Raw genomic sequence first — 17,180 nt, forward strand, 5'->3', positions numbered from 1 at the left:
AGTGTCTCCTAAAACACTTTTAATCATTGGTTTTGTGTGGCCAGAGCCAAAAAGTTCTGCCGCAGGAAGCAGGATGCTGCAACTGATATCCTTGTTTCAAAAACAAGGATATGACATAACTTTTGCAACAACAGCCAATGAGAGTACTCAGGCTTTTGATTTGAATTCAATAGCCGTAAAAACTCAAGGTATTTTATTAAATGACCCATCTTTTGATGCGTTTATAACAAATCTAAATCCAGCTATTGTTCTGTTCGACCGTTTTATGACTGAAGAGCAGTTTGGTTGGCGGGTTACAGAGCAATGTCCTGATGCTATTAGGATTTTAGATACCGAAGATTTTCATGGACTGCGAAAGGGAAGAGTAGCTGCTTTAAAAAGTAAAGAAGAGTTCTCTATTAAACATCTACAAAACGATACAACAAAACGTGAAGTGGCGAGTATGTATCGTTGTGATTTAAGTTTGATGATTTCTGAAGCTGAAATCGAAATTTTAACCAAACAATTAAAAGTAGATAAAAGTTTACTCTACTATTTACCATTTTTATTTGAGCCAATTTCTGAAGACAGAATTAGTGATTTGCCCGATTTTGATGCGCGTAATCATTTTATAACCATCGGAAACTTTCTGCATCCACCAAACTACGATGCGGTGTTATATCTAAAAGAAGTGTTGTGGCCGTTAATTAGAAAGAAACTTCCAGAAGTCGAGTTACATGTTTATGGCGCTTACGCATCTCAAAAAGTTAAACAGTTGCATCAACCCAAAGATGGTTTTTTAATTAAAGGTTATGCTGAAGATGTCAATGAAGTCATGCAAGGCGCTAAAGTTTGTTTAGCACCATTGCGCTTTGGTGCAGGATTAAAAGGTAAACTCGTTGATGCCATGCAAAATGGTACACCATGTATAATGTCTTCTATAGCTGCCGAAGGAATGTTTGGGGAGTTTGAAGAAAATGGCCATATCTGCAATGACTCAAAAGCATTTGTTGATAGGGCTGTTAGTTTATACACGAATAAAGAAGAGTGGCAGAAAAAGAAAAGCGCTGGTTTTAATGTCTTAAACCAACGCTTTAATATTTTAAATTTTGAAACCGATTTTTCTCAAAAAATCAGTGAGTTGTCTGAAGATATTTTAAAACACAGACAAGACAATTTTATGGGTCAATTATTGAGGCATCATACTTTACAAAGCACTAAATATATGAGTAAGTGGATTGAGGCTAAGAATAAGTGATTTTTAATGGTTTCGTTTAAAGTATTTGTGTATGGCTCGTTGCGGAAAATCAGCTATGATTTTCCGCCGTAACCGAAAGTTAGCAAATTGCAATGAATTCCGTTTAAGGAATTCAGTCGCAATGAGCTATACACATTGTTGTACTGCGTTTTTTATTCTTTTACTTTTAATTGAGAATATAGGTCAAAAACATTACTTATTTGTTCAATCATTTCGTTAGGTATTGTTTCTGTTCTAATTCCATTTATTCCAGTGAATTCAATTGTCATTTCACCTTGATGACTGTATATTGCATTAAATAAGTCAATAAAATTTTTAGTGTTGGTTTCTATTGTACAAAACTCAAAGCCATTTTCTCTTGATTTAACCCAATTTAAATAGTATTCAAATTCTTTGTCATCAAATTTTATTTTAGCTTTCTCAATTAAGAGCAATTTCTTTCCGTTAGTATAATTAACAAACTCCAAATACATTTTGTTGTTTTCATTAATGTATAGATAAAGATAGATTCCCGTTTTATTCTTTTCTATTACTTCTTTAAATGCCTTATTTGGTTCGATATAATATTTATTCTCACTCTTTTCGAACACCAAACCTTTTGAGGAAACCAGACTATCATTAATGATAGAAATGTTGGCTGTTGGAATCTCAAAATATTCTAAACTTTCAAGATATTTTTTATGATTGCTCACTTTGTCAATAAATTCCTCTTTTTTTGACATTTCCACAATTCCATTTAGTGTTTTAACTGTTGCATCTCGTTTATCACTTGTTGAAGCATCTAATTTCTTCTGAATCGTACTGTATGCCATTTCCGCCAGATTTTGATTTTTTTTCCTTTGCCCAATTGTTATGGCTGGAATAAGAATCAGAAGCAATAAAATTTGTAATTTATTCATAAAAATTTCTCTTTAATTTTAATATTAAGGTCAATATCAATTAATGTTCCAAAATGCAGCACAACTATTAATGATATGATTCTGTTTTAATGCTTCAGACTTTGCTCAGCAACAGAATTATATCAAATGTTAAACGAAGTTAGCTTTTAAAAACTACAATATCAAGTTTTAGTAAACACACTTGCATAATTCTAAAATGTAAAGTATATTTGTCATATGGTAAAAATATTTTTACTTAATATAAAGTAAATTTGTCAATTATGAGTAAGAAAAGTTTTGTAGAGTGTGAGCGTCAGCGCATTCAGAAGTTAATAGATTTTAGATTGCCAGAAGTCTTTAAGTGGGTGGGAGCACTTTTAGTTGTAGCAGCATTTGTTCTATTTTTTGTTAAAAATCAATTCCCAGATTCAGCAGTAGTTATTAGAGATATTGGACGAAAACTATTTATCGTAGGTCTATTGTGTATTTCACTTTCTAGGGATAAGGAAGAGGATGAAATGACTATTGCCTTGAGAGCGCAGTCTTATGCTATTGCTTTTATTATTGGGGTTTTATATGCACTAATTATGCCTTATGTTGAGTTCGGAGTATCTAATGTTGTGCACTCTGGCGGGGAAGCCTACAAAGATTTAGGAGATTTTCAGTTATTGAGTTTTATGTTTTTAATTCAACTAGGGTTTTATTACACCTTAAAACGCTACAGATAATGGAAAATACAATTAAAGTAGAGCGTGCTATATTGAGCTTAACCCAAGACGATTTGGCCAAAAAAATAGGCGTATCACGGCAAACCATCAATTCTATAGAAGCTAATAGATATGTGCCTTCGACGGTTTTAGCTTTAAAGTTATCAGAGGTTTTTAATAAACCTGTAAACGATTTTTTTAAACTATCTGATGATGATTAATTTAGCAATAATTCTAGTGGTTATGGTGGTAAGTCTATTATTTTAATAGCCCTAGAAGTTTTGTCATTCCGGCAGTAGCAGTAGCTTTTATAGTTGTCACTCTAGAATTATCAATCAATGCAGGATTAGGGTCAATGTAATAAATAGGAATATTCGTACTCACAAAATTCATCAGACTAGCAGCAGGATATACCTGCATGCTTGTACCAATGATAACCAAAATATCTGCAGTTTCGCAAATGTCAATGGCTTTTTCTATCATTGGGACATCTTCTCCAAACCACACAATATGTGGCCGCAATTGATAGCCCAAATCACAGGTGTCGCCAAGATGTATGTCTTCTGTCCAGGTTCTAATATCATTTGGATTTCCCGTGCTTCGTATTTTGCGTAATTCTCCATGAAGGTGAAGAACATTTGAACTTCCAGATTGCTCATGCAAGTCGTCTACATTCTGTGTTACGATAGATACCTTATAAGTATTTTCTAAATCTGATATTGCTAAATGCGCAGCATTAGGTTTTACTTCTTTAAGTTGTCTGCGGCGTTGATTGTAAAAATCTAAAACCAATTCAGGATTATTTTTAAAACCTTGTGGAGAGGCCACTTCCATAACATCATGACCTTCCCAAAGCCCATTAGCGTCTCTAAAGGTTTTAATGCCACTTTCTGCACTCGTACCAGCACCTGTAAGTACAACTAGATGTTTCATTCTGTTATTCTGCTGTTTTCCAAGTTTTGTAGGCTTCGGTTTTTATAAAGTCTTCAAAAACATTTTCATTGTTCTCATCGAGCTCTTCTAAATATTCGATTAAATCTTCTTTATCATACTCTTCTACAAGCGTGTTGAGATAATCAATAGCTTCATCATTTCTATTAAGAACAGTAAGTATGGCCAAGTACGAACTTTGAGCATCAAAAAAACCTTCGTAGTTATCTACAATATATTTGTAGTTGTCTAAAGCCACTTGATAATTTTCATCCATATAAGCAATATTTGCTTTAGAATAATTTAGAAAGTCATCTTCAGTTATTTTCTTAAGTTTTTCAACACATTCTACGGCTTCATAGTTCATGCCTTTAAGCAAGTAGTAGTCTATTTTATTCAGAAAAATAGTAGGGTCGTCTCCGTGAATTGCAAATAATTCTTCTAATGATTTTAGGTATTCCTCGTCACCAAGATTGGCTGCCATCATTGATTTTAAGATTAAAAAGAATTTATCTTTAGAAATATCTCCTTTAATTTTCTCCATGATGTAATAACCTCGTTGGGGATTACCAACTTGATTGGCTTTTATAGCTTTTTCTAGCTGCATAAAATCCTGAAAGCCTTTAAGTGTTTTACCTTTAGAATTTGAAGAATTCATGGTAAAAGTGATAATTCTGCCCAAGGTTTGAGAGAAGTCTTCCCCAGTTAAGTAGATATAAATATCTGTAAACTCAAAATCTCCAGTATCTGGATTTTTTCTGATGCGATAATCGTGATAATTCAGTCCGGATTGCGAGTAGAGCCTAAAGAGAATAAAATAGGTTTGCTCATACTCATCATAGCGGTAATTTACAAAATCGTAATAGCCATCTGCCTTTAGTTCTGATATAATTCTATTTGGAAATGCATTGAAACCTTTAAGCACACCAGACAGTAGTCCTTTAACAAAGTTATCTTCGTAATCGGCATCCGTATTTAACTTCTTTAATCGTTCTATAAATTCTTCATTAGAAAAATAGGTCAGAAATTTTTCGGACTCATAATTAATTATAGCATTTTGAAGCGAGTCGCCTAAAGCTTTCACCTTAAGGTCATTTGCTAAGGTATTAGAAAGAGTGTCTTTAACACGTTTTTTTTCAGTATTTTGAGAAAAACTAAGTATAGAAATAAGTAGAAAGCTACCGAACAGATATTTACGGAAACTATACAGAAAAATAGGCATAGGTTAAGAAATTTTATAAATTTAAATATACTCTTTTTTTAATGACAGACCTGAAACTTCTTACATATTTAGAAAGTTACCTCACCGAGAATAGACGTAAACGTTTTAACCAAGTGTTATCTCAACGTACTCAACATTTTACTGTGGCTACGGAAGATGTCTACCAATTGCATAATACAAGCGCTGTTATACGCTCATGCGATGTTTTTGGCATACAGGAAGTTAATGTTATTGAAGAAGTTAATTCTAAGCGTATTGACCGTGAAATTGCTATGGGTGCTCAAAAATGGGTGGACCTTAATCGTTACAATAGTGTAAAAGCTTGTATAGATGACTTGAAGGCTAAAGGTTACCAAATTGTTGCAACAACACCACATACAAACGATTGTGAGCTTATGGATTTTGATGTTACCAAAAAGTCCTGTTTCTTTTTCGGAAGAGAAACCGAAGGTCTATCAGACTATGCCATGCAGCAAGCCAATAGCTTTTTAAAAATACCTATGGTGGGCTTTACGGAGAGTTTAAATATTTCTGTATCCGCTGCAATTATTCTTCAGCATGTAACATCTAAGCTCAGAAAATCTAATATTAATTGGAAACTTACCGAAGATGAAATTATAGCCAAACGTTTTGATTGGATAAAAAAAACAATTAAAGATTACGATGCTATCGTAGAGCGTTATAAAGCTGATAAATAAAATGTTTAATTTTAGAAAAACGATAAGATTATGGTAGGTTGGTTTGAAATTCCAGTAAACGATATGGAACGTGCTAAAGCGTTCTATGAAGCAGTTTTTAAAATTAAAATTAACTTGGTTGATTTTGGAGGTTTAAAAATGGGATGGTTTCCTAACAATGATGGTACTTATGGGGCAACTGGAACATTAATACAGCAAGAATCATATATCCCAAGTCAAGAAGGGACTTTGGTGTATTTTATGTCCGACGATGTCAATAATGAATTAGGGAGAGTAGAAGCTGCTGGCGGAAACATATTTCAACCAAAAACTAAAATCTCAGAAGAGCATGGTTGTATGGGCGTTTTTATTGATTCTGAAGGTAATCGAGTAGCGTTACACTCCAAAAACTAAGGTTGTGTTTTACGCTTGTTTCTTATGCGTTCATTATTGCGGTTAAGAACCTTATACTCTTCATAACACTCACTAATAGCATCTAAAATTTGAAGGTCATTAGCGCTTCTTATAAAGTCGCGTGAGTAGTTGCACTGGTTTACAATTTCGTCTAAATCGTATTTATCTACTTGTAATAAAACGGTTAGCATTTCACGGTCAAAGCGCTTGGCTAATTGGTTTCTAATCTCATCGTCTTTTTTCATTTCCTTTAGCTTTCGCATCTGGTTAGGCTTCTTGCCAAACATTTTGTAAAGGAAATCTGCAGGATTAAAAATAGCGCCTAATACTTTGTTGACAACGTTAGTTTGTCCGCCTTCATAACCTTGGTTAGGAATACCAGAAATTCTAAAACGATTGTTTGTTCTAATAGGAATTTGTTTAATATCCACTTCAAGATATCCTGTAAGTTTCAACTGATTTACAACAACTTCTTCTAAGGCAAGTGCCTCGTCAGTCATTTCAATTTCAGTGTTACCAAACTTAATCCAGTCGTTGGTCACACGCACTTTAATGGATTTGTAGCCTAAGTAAGAAAAATGAAGCGTATCGTTAACTTTTGCACGGATATCAAACATACCTTCGTCGTTAGTAGTTGTACCTATAACTTGGTTAAGGTTTACAACATTAACTTCAACTAGAGGCTCTTTAGTGGTGCTACTTATAATGGTGGCTTGTACTCTTGTAGGTTCAGTTTCTGTTTCTTGAGCCAATCCCAAAAAACAAAAGCAGAATAATATGAGGCTAAAATATAATCGCATTCTTTTTCTTAATGGGTTAAAGGTACTAAACAAAACGCATTTTGGCAGTTTCCTATTTTAGATTTGACTAAATATTAACACCATACTTACAAAAAAGAGGCTGTATAAAACGTTTTTATAAGTAAACTTGTCAAGTTGAGCTTGTCGAAACTGATATTGTATATCCGTGTATTAAAACATTTCGACAGACTCAATAAGACAAAGATTAGACTTTTTATACTGCCTATTTACATTTATTTTCTACGAGAACGTCTTGGTCTATCAGAACCCGAAAAGTTTGACTTTTCTGAACGTCTTCCTCTCGGTTTGTCATCAGAGCGACGTCTTCTATCGCCTCTATTATCGTCTCTATTTCTGTCACCATCATTACTACGGCGAGAGCGTCTTTCTCCTCTTGGCTTATCATCAAAACGGCGTTTTCCACGTCCGCCACCATCACGTCGGCGACCACCGCCACTACGACCTTTATTTTCAGAAACTTCAACATTTACAAAACGACCTTCGTGTTTAAAGTCTGTAAAGAATGCTAAGACTTTCTCTTGCATTTCCTTCTCAGTATTAAAGAAAGAGAAGCTTTCTTTTACATCAACTTTAAAGACATCATCACGTCCTAGTTCTAATTTCTCTTTTAAGAAATCTTTCAATTTCATCCAATCGAAACCGTCTTTACGACCAACGTTGATGAAATAGCGGGTGTCATTTGATGATACTCTTCCTTCACTAGTATCTCTAGAGTCTACAACGCCTAAATCTTTAGATTTTTGGTAATAGTTATGAAAACGGTTAAACTCTACAGAGAAAAACTTTTTGATTAAATCTTCTTTAGAGGTATCTTCAAATAACTCATTGATGCTATCAAGATATTTGTCAATCTCGTGTCCAATTTCTGTATTATGAATTTTATTTGCAAGCGACATTAACTGCACTTCAGTAATTTCTGTTCCGCTAGGAATGTCTTTTTTCTCGAATTGTTTTTTAATGATACGCTCAATACTTTTTATTTTGCGTAATTCACTTTTTGAAACAATAACCATCGATACACCTGTCTTGCCAGCACGACCTGTACGACCAGAGCGGTGTGTATAAGTTTCTATTTCGTCTGGTAATTGGTAATTAATCACATGAGTAATATCATCTACATCGATACCACGAGCAGCTACATCTGTCGCTACAAGCATTTGTATCTGTTTGTTTCTGAAAGACTTCATCACTAAGTCGCGTTGATTCTGACTTAAATCTCCATGAAGCGCACCAGCGCTATAACCGCTTTCTATGAGATTTTCAGCTACTTTTTGTGTATCACGTTTAGTTCTACAAAAGACAACAGAGAAAATATCTGGATTGGCATCCGCCAAACGCTTTAGGGCTTGGTAACGGTCTCTTGCGTTTACCAAATAGTATTCGTGAGAGACGTTATTTGTACTTTCGTTTTTATTGCCAACGGTGATTTCAAACGGGTCGTACATAAATTTTTTAGCAATAGAAGCCACTTCTCTTGGCATTGTTGCAGAGAATAACCAGGTACTTTTATCGTCTGGTGTGTGTGACAAGATGTCTGTAATGTCTTCATAGAAGCCCATGTTTAGCATCTCATCGGCTTCGTCTAAAACACTGTATTGTATTTTAGAAATATCCACCATTTTACGGCTAATCATATCTTTCATACGACCTGGTGTAGCCACGACAATTTGTGCACCACGTTTTACTTGCTTGGCCTGGTCTGTTATACTAGCACCTCCGTAAATAGCAACCACGTTAAGACCATTACAGTATTTACCGTATTGCTTAAGCTCGTTAGTTATTTGTAAGCAAAGCTCACGCGTAGGCGATAAGATTAAGCCTTGGGTTGTACGACTGTCAACGTCAATTTTTTGCAACATTGGGAAACCAAAGGCCGCTGTTTTACCAGTACCGGTTTGTGCCAAAGCTACTAAATCGCGCTCTTCGTTTAATAATAAAGGGATGGCTTGTTGTTGTACATCACTTGGGGTTATAAAACCCATATCCGTGATAGCATTCAAAAGGTCTTCGTTAAGACCGAGTTCTTGGAATGTACTCATTCTTTTTTGTAAGTATTCGATTATGTTATGTAGTGTTACATAAGAAGGTAATCGACATACTTAAACCTAAGACTTCTTGTAACACATCCTCACCCTGAGGAAATAAATGAAAATCAATTCTTTGACTTTCAGCGTGCAAAGATACACTTTTATTTGACTTTGTTTTTAAGAGTGATTTTTAAGGTGCGCTTAACTGTAACTTATAAGAATAGTAGTGGATTTATGTACTTACTTTTTCGCTTGTAACCGTTGTACGATTAATAAAATTCATTTTCGTTTTAGCGATTAAATCGCTATTATTTTTATACAATGTTGGCAACAGTATTTATTATTAAAAAGGATTGTAGCCACTTTTACATTTTTCTATTCTATGGTTTATTAATGTTTTTAGGCTATCTCCGAGATTTCTTGAATGACTTTCTTTAGTCAGGTGGTTGGAAATTTGATAAAGGTCAGGATTGTTTCCTTCATCTAAGTATAAAAATAATGGTAATCCTTGTGAAGCCAAACAAACGAAATAATGTGGACGAGAAATAGAAAAACCTCTTAATGTTAAAAGTTCTTTTCTTTCTTCTATTTGCATTTCCATCTGACTATCATAAATACCATAGTCTAAAAAATTGCAGAATTTGCCCGATAGGAAAAGAAGCTCTCGTAAAACTTGAGGAAATTCATTTCCTTTATTAAAAAATTCCTCTAATTGCATTATTTCCTTTTCAGAAATTCCCTCATCAGTCATTCCGTCTATTTTAGGATTATTCTTTAACCTTTGTAAATATTCTATTCTCAATGTTCAAATTTTTATCAAGGGAATCACAAACGTCATAGGCTAGCAATCTAGCCTATTGTAGTTTTATTTATATGTTGTAACATTATTAATTTTCCTTTCGCATTTTATTTATTTTTACAATCATTGCTATAGCATTTTCGTTTACAGGATTAAGAACTAACGATTTAGCATAATTTTTTATAGCGTTATTCCAGTCTTTATTTGTATAATGGGCCTCTCCTAAACTATCGTACAGATTGGAATTATTAGGCATTAATGATACTCCATATTCAAAAACTTTGATTGCTCCCTTCACATTTTTTATATCATTCAGCCATTCATAGCCTATAATATTTATTACAGCGTCAATACCACTATCCAAAAACACTTGTTCTGAAATCTCAGCATCTCCAAATATTTCGCTAAGAAATTGAGTTGGATTCTCTGGATTATTGTATTTCTTGTAATGTATATAACCTTCTGAATTTTTTGGAAAAAGGTGTGCAATCATAGTTTGATGATTTCCTTTTCTTAATTCCTTTGTTAAGTCTATTTCTATGAAACTCGAGAAATCGTTAAATAAATAAACTCTTATTTTTAGCTTCTTTAAATCATAAATGGTGGAATACTGGGTAGCTGCGATCTTTGATTGGGCAAAGCTTTGCATTGCCATAGAGCAATACTCAAAATTGTGTTTGGTTTTCGTACTATTTATAAAATTTAATCCTTTTTGATAGTAATCTAATTCGACATCTTTCAATGATTCAGTTTGTGAATAGTAGAAATTGGAGAATGTTTTCTCTTCTTCATCACCAATAAACATTTTATCACCTTCGACTATCAAATATGTGCCTGATTTATCAACAAACACAAGCTGACCTTTTTCTAATATTTTGAGGTTAATGGTATTTAAATAAGATTGAACTTCTTCTACACTTTTCATTGTTTGCATTATCTTTTTTAGCGCAGCTTGAATTGGAATATCTAATTTTCCATTTGTGTTTTTAACTTCGAGATATGGCTCAAGAAAACCATCAAACATTAAACCTGCTTCATTAATAGCACCTTGAGCAAAATTGTCTAAAAAACCCATATACATTACTCCATATGTATCTTTCGCTCCAGTCTCAAACCAAAACTGACCATTTGGACTAAAAAAGTCTTCATTGTTTCCAACAATTGTTTTCCCATTTTTGGTAAGCTTGTACATACTACAAGCCATTCCAAGATTAGGATAAATTAACATTATTATTAAACCTATTCTTATAAGATCTTTCATGAGATATTTATTTCGTGATTTTATGTAGGACGCTTAATTTGGGTTGTTGTTACTCTATATTGTTGCCAACTCAAAGATATGGTTCGTTTTAATGAACTATATCAACAGTTAAGCGAAGTTAGTTTTTTAAGGGTTAAAAATCAATAGATTAGATAATTAAGGTTTGCAGTATTTATAAACAGTTTACCATTCGTAAACTTTGACCACACTTCTTATAATCTCAGTAATGATGTCGTAATTTTCTGAGTTTACCATAATCACCACACCATTTCCACCTTCTAAACTGGCATAATAGTGACATTTAAAACCTTCATTACTTCCACCATGTTGGAAATAGGTTTTCCCTAAAATTTCAGAAAAGAAAACGCCGAAACCTGCTGTTTCGCCTTCTAAATAAGGTGTCATCATTTTTTTAGTCATGTCTTTTGATAACAGCTTATTAGATTCACCTTTTAAAGATTTTTGCATCTCTATAATGTACTTTGATAAATCAGTCGGTGTTGTCCATAATCCAGCTGCTGCCATTTCAGGATAGACATGATATTTAGTTTTAAGAGGTTTACCTTTAGACCAATAGGCAGTTGCTAATGGCGCATCTTTTGGTGGTGGTTGTGTGTAGAAACTTTGAGTCATTCCTAAAGGATTCAAGATTTGCTCTTTCATGTAAGTATCGTACGCAATACCAGTATTTTCAGTTAGAATTAGTTGTGTTATGGTTGTACCACCTCCAGAGTATTTAAACTTTGTATTAGGCTCAAAAAGTGACTTTACTTTATTAGTATTTGCGGGTTTTTTACCATCTAAAATTTGCTGCGTAGTCGGAAGCGCTTCACCAACTTCATAACCTCCAAAACCATGTCTAGATAAGCCAGCCGAATGTGACAATATACTTGCAATGCTTATAGTTTTGCCATTAGCTTTTTTTCGAGATTTTAATTTCCAATTTTTTAAATAGGTATCTATGTCTGCTTCTAAGTCAATATTATTAGTTTCTGCCCATCTTAAAACACCAACAGCATTTAAAGACTTACTTATGGATGCGGCTTGGAATAGGGTTTTAGTCGTCGCAGGAATTTGAGCTTCTTTGTCTGCAAAACCATAAGCTCTTGCCCAATCTAGTTCATAGTTTTTTATAACAGCTATACTTACTGCTGGAATATTATGAAATTTCATCCGTTCCGTAATATTATGAGTTGTGTCGCTAGAATCCATAGGTTTATCTCGCAGATTGTTTTCTACGGCTTTAATCCTGGATTCTACGGCTTCGGAATAAGTTGGGTTTGCTTGAGCTGATACTTGCGAGATGAAAATTATAAAAAATAGAAAGACAGATAATTTTGCCAAGTGTTTAATTCTAAACATATTGAAAGTGTTTTTTGATCATTTAAAATTACGATTAATTATAACAATCAACACTTTTTTTTTAATGTCGAACTTTATCAGTTTAGGTCTTTATTTCTATATCTAGGTTTACGTACTAATTTCATAGCACGAAGAAACTCTAGATACAGTGATTTCATGATTGGTTCAGTTATAGTTGAAGATTTGTAGCCATTGAAACCTACAATTATAAATTCGTTGTCGCTATTTTTTTCTAAGATGAGTGTAATATCTTCTTTATAAAATTTAAATTCTGTTAAGCCATTTTCGTTGTAGTAATCACCAACTGTAAAGTCTTGTGCTTTGAGTTCTTTATGCAAAATTTCTAAACCACTACGTTGTTTGGCATACTTATAGAACGTTTGTAAAAATTGATAAGTGTCGTCGTCTGTTATTGATTTTAATGGTTTTATCTCTTCTTCAAGAAAATAACTGTCAATTTTTTTAAAAAAGATATTTACAGCCTTTATAATTGAGTCTGTTTTAGGTTTTAATTTCTGCTGTTTCCCGTAATTTGTAATCTTTTTCTTTATGCGATTAATACGTTCTTTAGTTGGGAATATGCTATTTTCACCTTTAATACGCCATTTGTCATTGTCATCTTTGCAAAGGTGGATTTTATAATATTCGTAGCTTGTCATTACACAGCTGGCACAATCATCATAAATTTCTACAGATTTAACTTTCATGTCTAAATCTGCTCCAATAATTCGTGCTTTCAGCATTTTTGAATATTTATCGTTGAGCATTAAAAGTTCATATAATGAGTCACTTGTAACACTTTTTATTAATGAAGAATCGTTTACTCTTAATAGCTTTCGACCTTGAATAAATTGATTGCACGTTTTTATAACTTTATCTTCTTCTGATTGTGCATTACAGATAAAAATAGATAGCATTATTATAATTAAAGGAAATAAGGTCTTGAAAGGCATATGATTATTATAGGTGATTTAAAAAATGAATTAATTTAAGGACAGCTTTACCACGATGTCCAATCTTATTTTTTTCTTCTAAAGAAATTTCAGCAAAAGTCTCAGTGTAACCTTCGGCTTTAAAAATAGGGTCGTATCCAAAGCCTTTTTTACCTTGTTTCTCTTTTGTGATTTGGCCTTTACAAATGCCTGTAAAGGTTTTTAATTCGCCATTGAGATGTAATGCTATTACAGTTTTGAATTGGGCTTTACGGTTAGATTTATCTTTTAAGTTGTCTAAAAGCTTATCCATATTGTCATTGGCATCACGTTGTGGGCCTGCATAACGTGCGGAGTAGACACCTGGTTCGCCATTAAGTGCTTCAACCTCGAGACCTGTGTCGTCTGCAAAACAGTTGAAGCCATAATTTTTAGCCAAATATTCTGCTTTTTGAATAGCGTTACCTTCAATAGTTGGTTGTGTTTCGGGAATGTCTTCATTACAGCCAATATCTGCTAAACTCAATAGTTTTATATGGTCAGGCACTAAAGCTTGAACTTCTTTGAGTTTATTGAGATTGTTAGTAGCGAATACGAGTTTCATATAATTGATTTTGCTTTGTGAAATTAAATAAAAGCCATAAAAAAGCCTCGATATTTCGAGGCTTAATTTTTAGTTACCATCATAGTTTGTAATCCTGAATTATGTCTTTCAGTCTTATTTTTAAATCTTCACCAGAGTCGAACACCATTTGTTCATTAGAAGGAAACGGTACTGGACGGTTTCTTAGTAAATTTCTATCGTCACTATTTAAGGCGCGTCTGTCTCCTCTAAATGTAGCGTAGAAATGCTCAAAGACAAAACCGCTATCTAAATTAAACTGTTCAACTGTCTCATTGGCTTTTAAATCGGTTAAGACTACGCTAGCCAATATTTCGGATTGTTTGTACTGTTGCGTTTCAAACAATCTCGCTCTCACGGTTATGATTTTATCTTCCTTGATATCATTACCCAAACTATCTTTCATTACGTTGCCAGCGCCATCTAATTTATATTGCCATCCATCTTTAATTTCACGTTGACGCAAAACTTCACGCTCACGTACTTGCTCTGGAGAAATGTTAATTCTGCTTAACTGTAGCTGCATGGCGTAATCATAGTTCACATCTGTGCTTTCTACGGCATGATATGATGTCCAGAATTGGTCTAAGCCATAGGTGTCAAAGTCGAGTAGGGCGTCTTCCAATCGTCTTGGGATAACCTGATTGCTTCTATTTTCTATGGCAACAATAACATGCGCCGTACCTCGCTCATGAGCTTCTTGCATTAAATCACGTGTTTTTTCGTAATTAGGATTTATGTCTTCAATATAGGCTAATGTATTGTAGGCTTTACGTATTTGAAATTTGTCATCACTCTCTAATAACGCAATACCTTTTTCGTATAAATGGTCTGAAACATTATCTCGTGCAGAGATAATTTCATTAGTATAATTTTCCATCTTAAAAAAGACTTCGCGACCATTAATACGCAATGGAAGCAAAGGATTTACCGCATTTTGCCTTTGCTCTAACGCGATATAGGTCTCATAGATACGTTTGTAATATTCTGGGTTATTATTTGCTTTAAATTTTGCAATAGCGTTAATATCTCTTTCGTTTGCTTTGTCATAAGCATCTTTTAAAAGTAAGATATAGTCCTGCTTACGTTTAGCCTCTTTGTTAGCACTTAATTTATTGATGCTCTTTGCAATGGCTTCATTGTAGTTGCCAGAGGTTAAAGCGCGTTCCACCTTTTTCTTAGAGCCACAGGACACTAAAAAAGCAACTGATACGAATAGTAGTGTAATTTTTTTCATAATCGTAAGTTTTAAGGTTTCACTCGATAATCGAGATTATATTATAGATTTCAATAGCTATGCCAAACTTCTACAGAGGGACTAATTTCTATTATTTCTTAGCGCCTTTCGGGTATTTTTCTTTTTAATACTTTCGTATTTTTTGAGCATATATTTTACACTACGTGAATTGTTATTTTCTTCAGCAAACGTCTTCCAGAATTCCAGATAAAAATCGACATTTTCATCGTTGCTATTTTTAATCAAGTTCTTGAAATAATCGATTAATTCCTTTCTGTATGGTGAGTTTAAATTTAGTTGGTCTACATCATTTTTGTCGAAAATAAATACAGCAGTGTAAACATTACTCTGAATTCTCCGTCCTTTTGCAGCTACACTAAATAGTTTATCTTGATTTTTTAATAACTTTATATTATTCCATATTAATAGAGTGTCTGAATGAGTAGACAATATCTTTTGAGACCATTTGCCAAAATTATCATACATTCCTTTTTGGATATAATGCCTGTCGCGAACCCCAGAAAATCTCAGCTCATTTATTACAATTGAGTCATTATTGATTACAGGATTATAATCTAAAATTTGTACAGATTTAAAGGCATTTTTTGGATATCTATTTCTCCATTGTCCATTTGCATAAAACGAAATGGTAATAATTATAACAAAAGCAGAAATAAATTTTTTGTCCACGATTTATTATAGAATGATTGATATGTTATTTAGTTTTCTTGGGATTAAATACAGGAAGTAATTGTGTTTTTACAGAACCAAATCCAATACGTACATCGTCATTTTTACAATAGCCTCTCATAATTACAGTATCGTAATCGTTGATGAATTTTCGTTCTGAGCCATCACGCATTTTTACAGGTTTGGTACCTTTCCAACTTAATTCTAACATAGAACCATACGAATCCTCAGTTGGACCAGAAATAGTACCACTTCCCATCATATCTCCGGAGTTTACAGGGCAACCATTTACAGTGTGATGTGCCAGTTGTTGAGACATGTTCCAATACATATACTTAAAGTTAGATTTACAAACCGTGGTTTCTTTAGCGCCTTTTGGCATTATTGAAGCCTCGAGATTAATATCAAAACTCTTTTTTCCTTTAGATTGAAGGTATGGTAATGGTTTTGGGTCTTGTTTTGGACTTTCTACTCTGAAAGGTTCTAAAGCATCTAGAGTCACAATCCAAGGCGACATAGAAGATGCGAAATTTTTTCCTAAAAATGGACCTAATGGCACATATTCCCATTTCTGGATATCTCTTGCAGACCAATCATTAAACAATACGAGTCCAAAAATATATTCTTCAGCCTCATCGATAGGAATTGGTTCTCCTAAATCGTTTGCATCAGTAGTTATAAAAGCCATTTCTAATTCAAAATCTACTAGTTTTGATGGACCAAACACAGGTGTTTTTGCACCTTCAGGCATGGTTTGTCCTTGCGGACGATGTATAGGAATACCAGATGGAATTATAGATGAACTTCTTCCATGATAGCCTACAGGCAAATGCAACCAATTAGGCATTAAAGCATTTTCTGGGTCTCTAAACATGCTTCCAACATTAGTAGCATGCTCTTTGCTGGCATAGAAGTCTGTATAATCACCAATGTATATAGGGAGCTGCATTTCAATTTCGTCTAGGCGAAATAAAATAGTTTCCTTATGTGCTGTATTGTTTTTTAAAGTCGGATTTTCGGCATCAAAAATTTCAGCAATACGATTACGAACCAAACGCCATGTTTTACGACCATCTGCAATAAAATCGTTCAAGGTATCTTGAAGAAAAATATCGTCTGTTAACGGAATACCTTCAAAATAGCCCAACTGATGTAATGCACCTAGGTCAATTGCCGTATCTCCAATTCGAGTTCCAATGGTTATAATGTCGTCTTTGGTTAAGAATACACCAAAAGGGATATTCTGTATTGGGAAATCAGAGTCTCTGTTAACATGTAACCATGAAATTCGGTCAGGATTATTTGCTGAAAGTGGCATATGTGCTGTGTTGATTAAGTGTTGATTATTTCTATTCAAATCTACA

The 17,180-nt window shown here is 33.7% G+C and carries 18 protein-coding genes; 5 read left to right on the forward strand and 13 right to left on the reverse strand.

Annotation, left to right across the window (positions count from 1 at the left end):
- Position 1 precedes the first annotated feature (1 nt).
- Positions 2-1,237 carry a glycosyltransferase gene (locus tag BUB95_RS10035; protein WP_073086059.1) on the forward strand — a complete coding sequence of 412 codons (1,236 nt, stop codon included), beginning with the start codon at positions 2-4 and terminating at the stop codon, positions 1,235-1,237.
- Positions 1,238-1,389: 152 nt separating this feature from the next.
- Here the strand turns inward: BUB95_RS10035 and BUB95_RS10040 are convergent, their stop codons facing one another.
- A complete protein-coding gene (locus BUB95_RS10040) occupies positions 1,390-2,136 on the reverse strand; it encodes a hypothetical protein (RefSeq protein WP_073086061.1) in 747 nt (248 codons plus the stop codon).
- Between the two features lie 260 nt (positions 2,137-2,396).
- On the opposite strand from BUB95_RS10040, the gene BUB95_RS10045 reads away from it, so the two are divergent.
- Both BUB95_RS10045 and BUB95_RS10050 read left to right on the forward strand, forming a co-directional pair.
- Positions 2,397-2,843 (forward strand): hypothetical protein, encoded by a 447-nt coding sequence (locus tag BUB95_RS10045; RefSeq protein WP_073086062.1) that lies wholly within the window; start codon positions 2,397-2,399, stop codon positions 2,841-2,843.
- Positions 2,843-3,043, forward strand: coding sequence for a helix-turn-helix transcriptional regulator (locus BUB95_RS10050; protein WP_073086063.1), 201 nt, complete (start codon positions 2,843-2,845; stop codon positions 3,041-3,043). The genes BUB95_RS10045 and BUB95_RS10050 overlap by 1 nt, the downstream gene beginning before the upstream one ends.
- 37 nt (positions 3,044-3,080) lie before the next feature.
- Here BUB95_RS10050 and BUB95_RS10055 read toward each other — a convergent pair whose 3' ends face one another.
- Both BUB95_RS10055 and BUB95_RS10060 read right to left on the reverse strand, forming a co-directional pair.
- The gene (locus tag BUB95_RS10055; RefSeq protein ID WP_073086064.1) at positions 3,081-3,755 is read right to left on the reverse strand and encodes an SIR2 family NAD-dependent protein deacylase; all 675 of its coding nucleotides are present in this window, start codon (positions 3,753-3,755) and stop codon (positions 3,081-3,083) included.
- A 4-nt stretch (positions 3,756-3,759) separates the two neighbouring features.
- The gene (locus BUB95_RS10060) at positions 3,760-4,974 is read right to left on the reverse strand and encodes a tetratricopeptide repeat protein (RefSeq protein ID WP_073086066.1); all 1,215 of its coding nucleotides are present in this window, start codon (positions 4,972-4,974) and stop codon (positions 3,760-3,762) included.
- A gap of 41 nt (positions 4,975-5,015) precedes the next feature.
- Between BUB95_RS10060 and BUB95_RS10065 the strand changes: the two genes are divergently transcribed.
- Together BUB95_RS10065 and BUB95_RS10070 are read left to right on the forward strand one after the other, a co-directional pair.
- Complete coding sequence (locus BUB95_RS10065; protein WP_073086068.1) at positions 5,016-5,672, forward strand: TrmH family RNA methyltransferase; 657 nt, start codon at positions 5,016-5,018, stop codon at positions 5,670-5,672.
- Positions 5,673-5,702: 30 nt separating this feature from the next.
- The gene (locus BUB95_RS10070; RefSeq protein ID WP_073086070.1) at positions 5,703-6,065 is read left to right on the forward strand and encodes a VOC family protein; all 363 of its coding nucleotides are present in this window, start codon (positions 5,703-5,705) and stop codon (positions 6,063-6,065) included.
- On the opposite strand, the gene BUB95_RS10075 is transcribed toward BUB95_RS10070, so the two are convergent.
- The 10 genes from BUB95_RS10075 to fahA all read right to left on the reverse strand — a co-directional run bounded on the left by BUB95_RS10075 (position 6,062) and on the right by fahA (position 17,134).
- Complete coding sequence (locus BUB95_RS10075) at positions 6,062-6,865, reverse strand: carboxypeptidase-like regulatory domain-containing protein (RefSeq protein ID WP_073086072.1); 804 nt, start codon at positions 6,863-6,865, stop codon at positions 6,062-6,064. The two genes, BUB95_RS10070 and BUB95_RS10075, sit on opposite strands and share 4 nt — an antisense overlap.
- Positions 6,866-7,098: 233 nt before the next feature.
- A complete protein-coding gene (locus BUB95_RS10080; RefSeq protein ID WP_073086074.1) occupies positions 7,099-8,925 on the reverse strand; it encodes a DEAD/DEAH box helicase in 1,827 nt (608 codons plus the stop codon).
- 331 nt (positions 8,926-9,256) lie between these two features.
- Positions 9,257-9,715: a hypothetical protein gene (locus tag BUB95_RS10085; protein ID WP_143185588.1), complete on the reverse strand. Its 459-nt coding sequence runs from the start codon at positions 9,713-9,715 to the stop codon at positions 9,257-9,259.
- A gap of 85 nt (positions 9,716-9,800) precedes the next feature.
- Complete coding sequence (locus tag BUB95_RS10090; RefSeq protein ID WP_073086078.1) at positions 9,801-10,973, reverse strand: Ntn hydrolase family protein; 1,173 nt, start codon at positions 10,971-10,973, stop codon at positions 9,801-9,803.
- Positions 10,974-11,156: 183 nt separating this feature from the next.
- A complete protein-coding gene (locus BUB95_RS10095; protein WP_073086080.1) occupies positions 11,157-12,335 on the reverse strand; it encodes a serine hydrolase domain-containing protein in 1,179 nt (392 codons plus the stop codon).
- 77 nt (positions 12,336-12,412) lie between these two features.
- A complete protein-coding gene (locus BUB95_RS10100; RefSeq protein WP_143185589.1) occupies positions 12,413-13,252 on the reverse strand; it encodes a hypothetical protein in 840 nt (279 codons plus the stop codon).
- A 43-nt stretch (positions 13,253-13,295) separates the two neighbouring features.
- Positions 13,296-13,871: a non-canonical purine NTP diphosphatase gene (locus tag BUB95_RS10105; protein ID WP_073086084.1), complete on the reverse strand. Its 576-nt coding sequence runs from the start codon at positions 13,869-13,871 to the stop codon at positions 13,296-13,298.
- A gap of 79 nt (positions 13,872-13,950) precedes the next feature.
- Entirely contained in the window at positions 13,951-15,126 is a 1,176-nt protein-coding gene (locus BUB95_RS10110) for a hypothetical protein (RefSeq protein WP_073086086.1), read from the reverse strand.
- Between the two features lie 81 nt (positions 15,127-15,207).
- Complete coding sequence (locus tag BUB95_RS10115) at positions 15,208-15,816, reverse strand: hypothetical protein (protein ID WP_073086088.1); 609 nt, start codon at positions 15,814-15,816, stop codon at positions 15,208-15,210.
- Positions 15,817-15,841: 25 nt separating this feature from the next.
- A complete protein-coding gene (fahA, locus tag BUB95_RS10120; RefSeq protein ID WP_073087388.1) occupies positions 15,842-17,134 on the reverse strand; it encodes a fumarylacetoacetase in 1,293 nt (430 codons plus the stop codon).
- Between the last annotated feature and the right edge of the window lie 46 nt (positions 17,135-17,180).

Origin of the sequence: Winogradskyella jejuensis (genome assembly GCF_900129745.1) — a bacterium.
Classification (GTDB): domain Bacteria; phylum Bacteroidota; class Bacteroidia; order Flavobacteriales; family Flavobacteriaceae; genus Winogradskyella; species Winogradskyella jejuensis.

Bases quoted from the DNA above. Each gene is read 5' to 3' on its own strand.
- BUB95_RS10060 (WP_073086066.1), bottom strand. From the start codon at position 4,974: ATGCCTATTTTTCTGTATAGTTTCCGTAAATATCTGTTCGGTAGCTTT.
- BUB95_RS10070 (WP_073086070.1), top strand. From the start codon at position 5,703: ATGGTAGGTTGGTTTGAAATTCCAGTAAACGATATGGAACGTGCTAAA.
- BUB95_RS10055 (WP_073086064.1), bottom strand. From the start codon at position 3,755: ATGAAACATCTAGTTGTACTTACAGGTGCTGGTACGAGTGCAGAAAGT.
- BUB95_RS10095 (WP_073086080.1), bottom strand. From the start codon at position 12,335: ATGTTTAGAATTAAACACTTGGCAAAATTATCTGTCTTTCTATTTTTT.
- BUB95_RS10045 (WP_073086062.1), top strand. From the start codon at position 2,397: ATGAGTAAGAAAAGTTTTGTAGAGTGTGAGCGTCAGCGCATTCAGAAG.
- BUB95_RS10110 (WP_073086086.1), bottom strand. From the start codon at position 15,126: ATGAAAAAAATTACACTACTATTCGTATCAGTTGCTTTTTTAGTGTCC.
- BUB95_RS10090 (WP_073086078.1), bottom strand. From the start codon at position 10,973: ATGAAAGATCTTATAAGAATAGGTTTAATAATAATGTTAATTTATCCT.
- BUB95_RS10100 (WP_143185589.1), bottom strand. From the start codon at position 13,252: ATGCTATCTATTTTTATCTGTAATGCACAATCAGAAGAAGATAAAGTT.
- BUB95_RS10065 (WP_073086068.1), top strand. From the start codon at position 5,016: ATGACAGACCTGAAACTTCTTACATATTTAGAAAGTTACCTCACCGAG.
- BUB95_RS10050 (WP_073086063.1), top strand. From the start codon at position 2,843: ATGGAAAATACAATTAAAGTAGAGCGTGCTATATTGAGCTTAACCCAA.
- BUB95_RS10075 (WP_073086072.1), bottom strand. From the start codon at position 6,865: ATGCGATTATATTTTAGCCTCATATTATTCTGCTTTTGTTTTTTGGGA.
- BUB95_RS10105 (WP_073086084.1), bottom strand. From the start codon at position 13,871: ATGAAACTCGTATTCGCTACTAACAATCTCAATAAACTCAAAGAAGTT.
- BUB95_RS10080 (WP_073086074.1), bottom strand. From the start codon at position 8,925: ATGAGTACATTCCAAGAACTCGGTCTTAACGAAGACCTTTTGAATGCT.
- BUB95_RS10040 (WP_073086061.1), bottom strand. From the start codon at position 2,136: ATGAATAAATTACAAATTTTATTGCTTCTGATTCTTATTCCAGCCATA.
- fahA (WP_073087388.1), bottom strand. From the start codon at position 17,134: ATGCCACTTTCAGCAAATAATCCTGACCGAATTTCATGGTTACATGTT.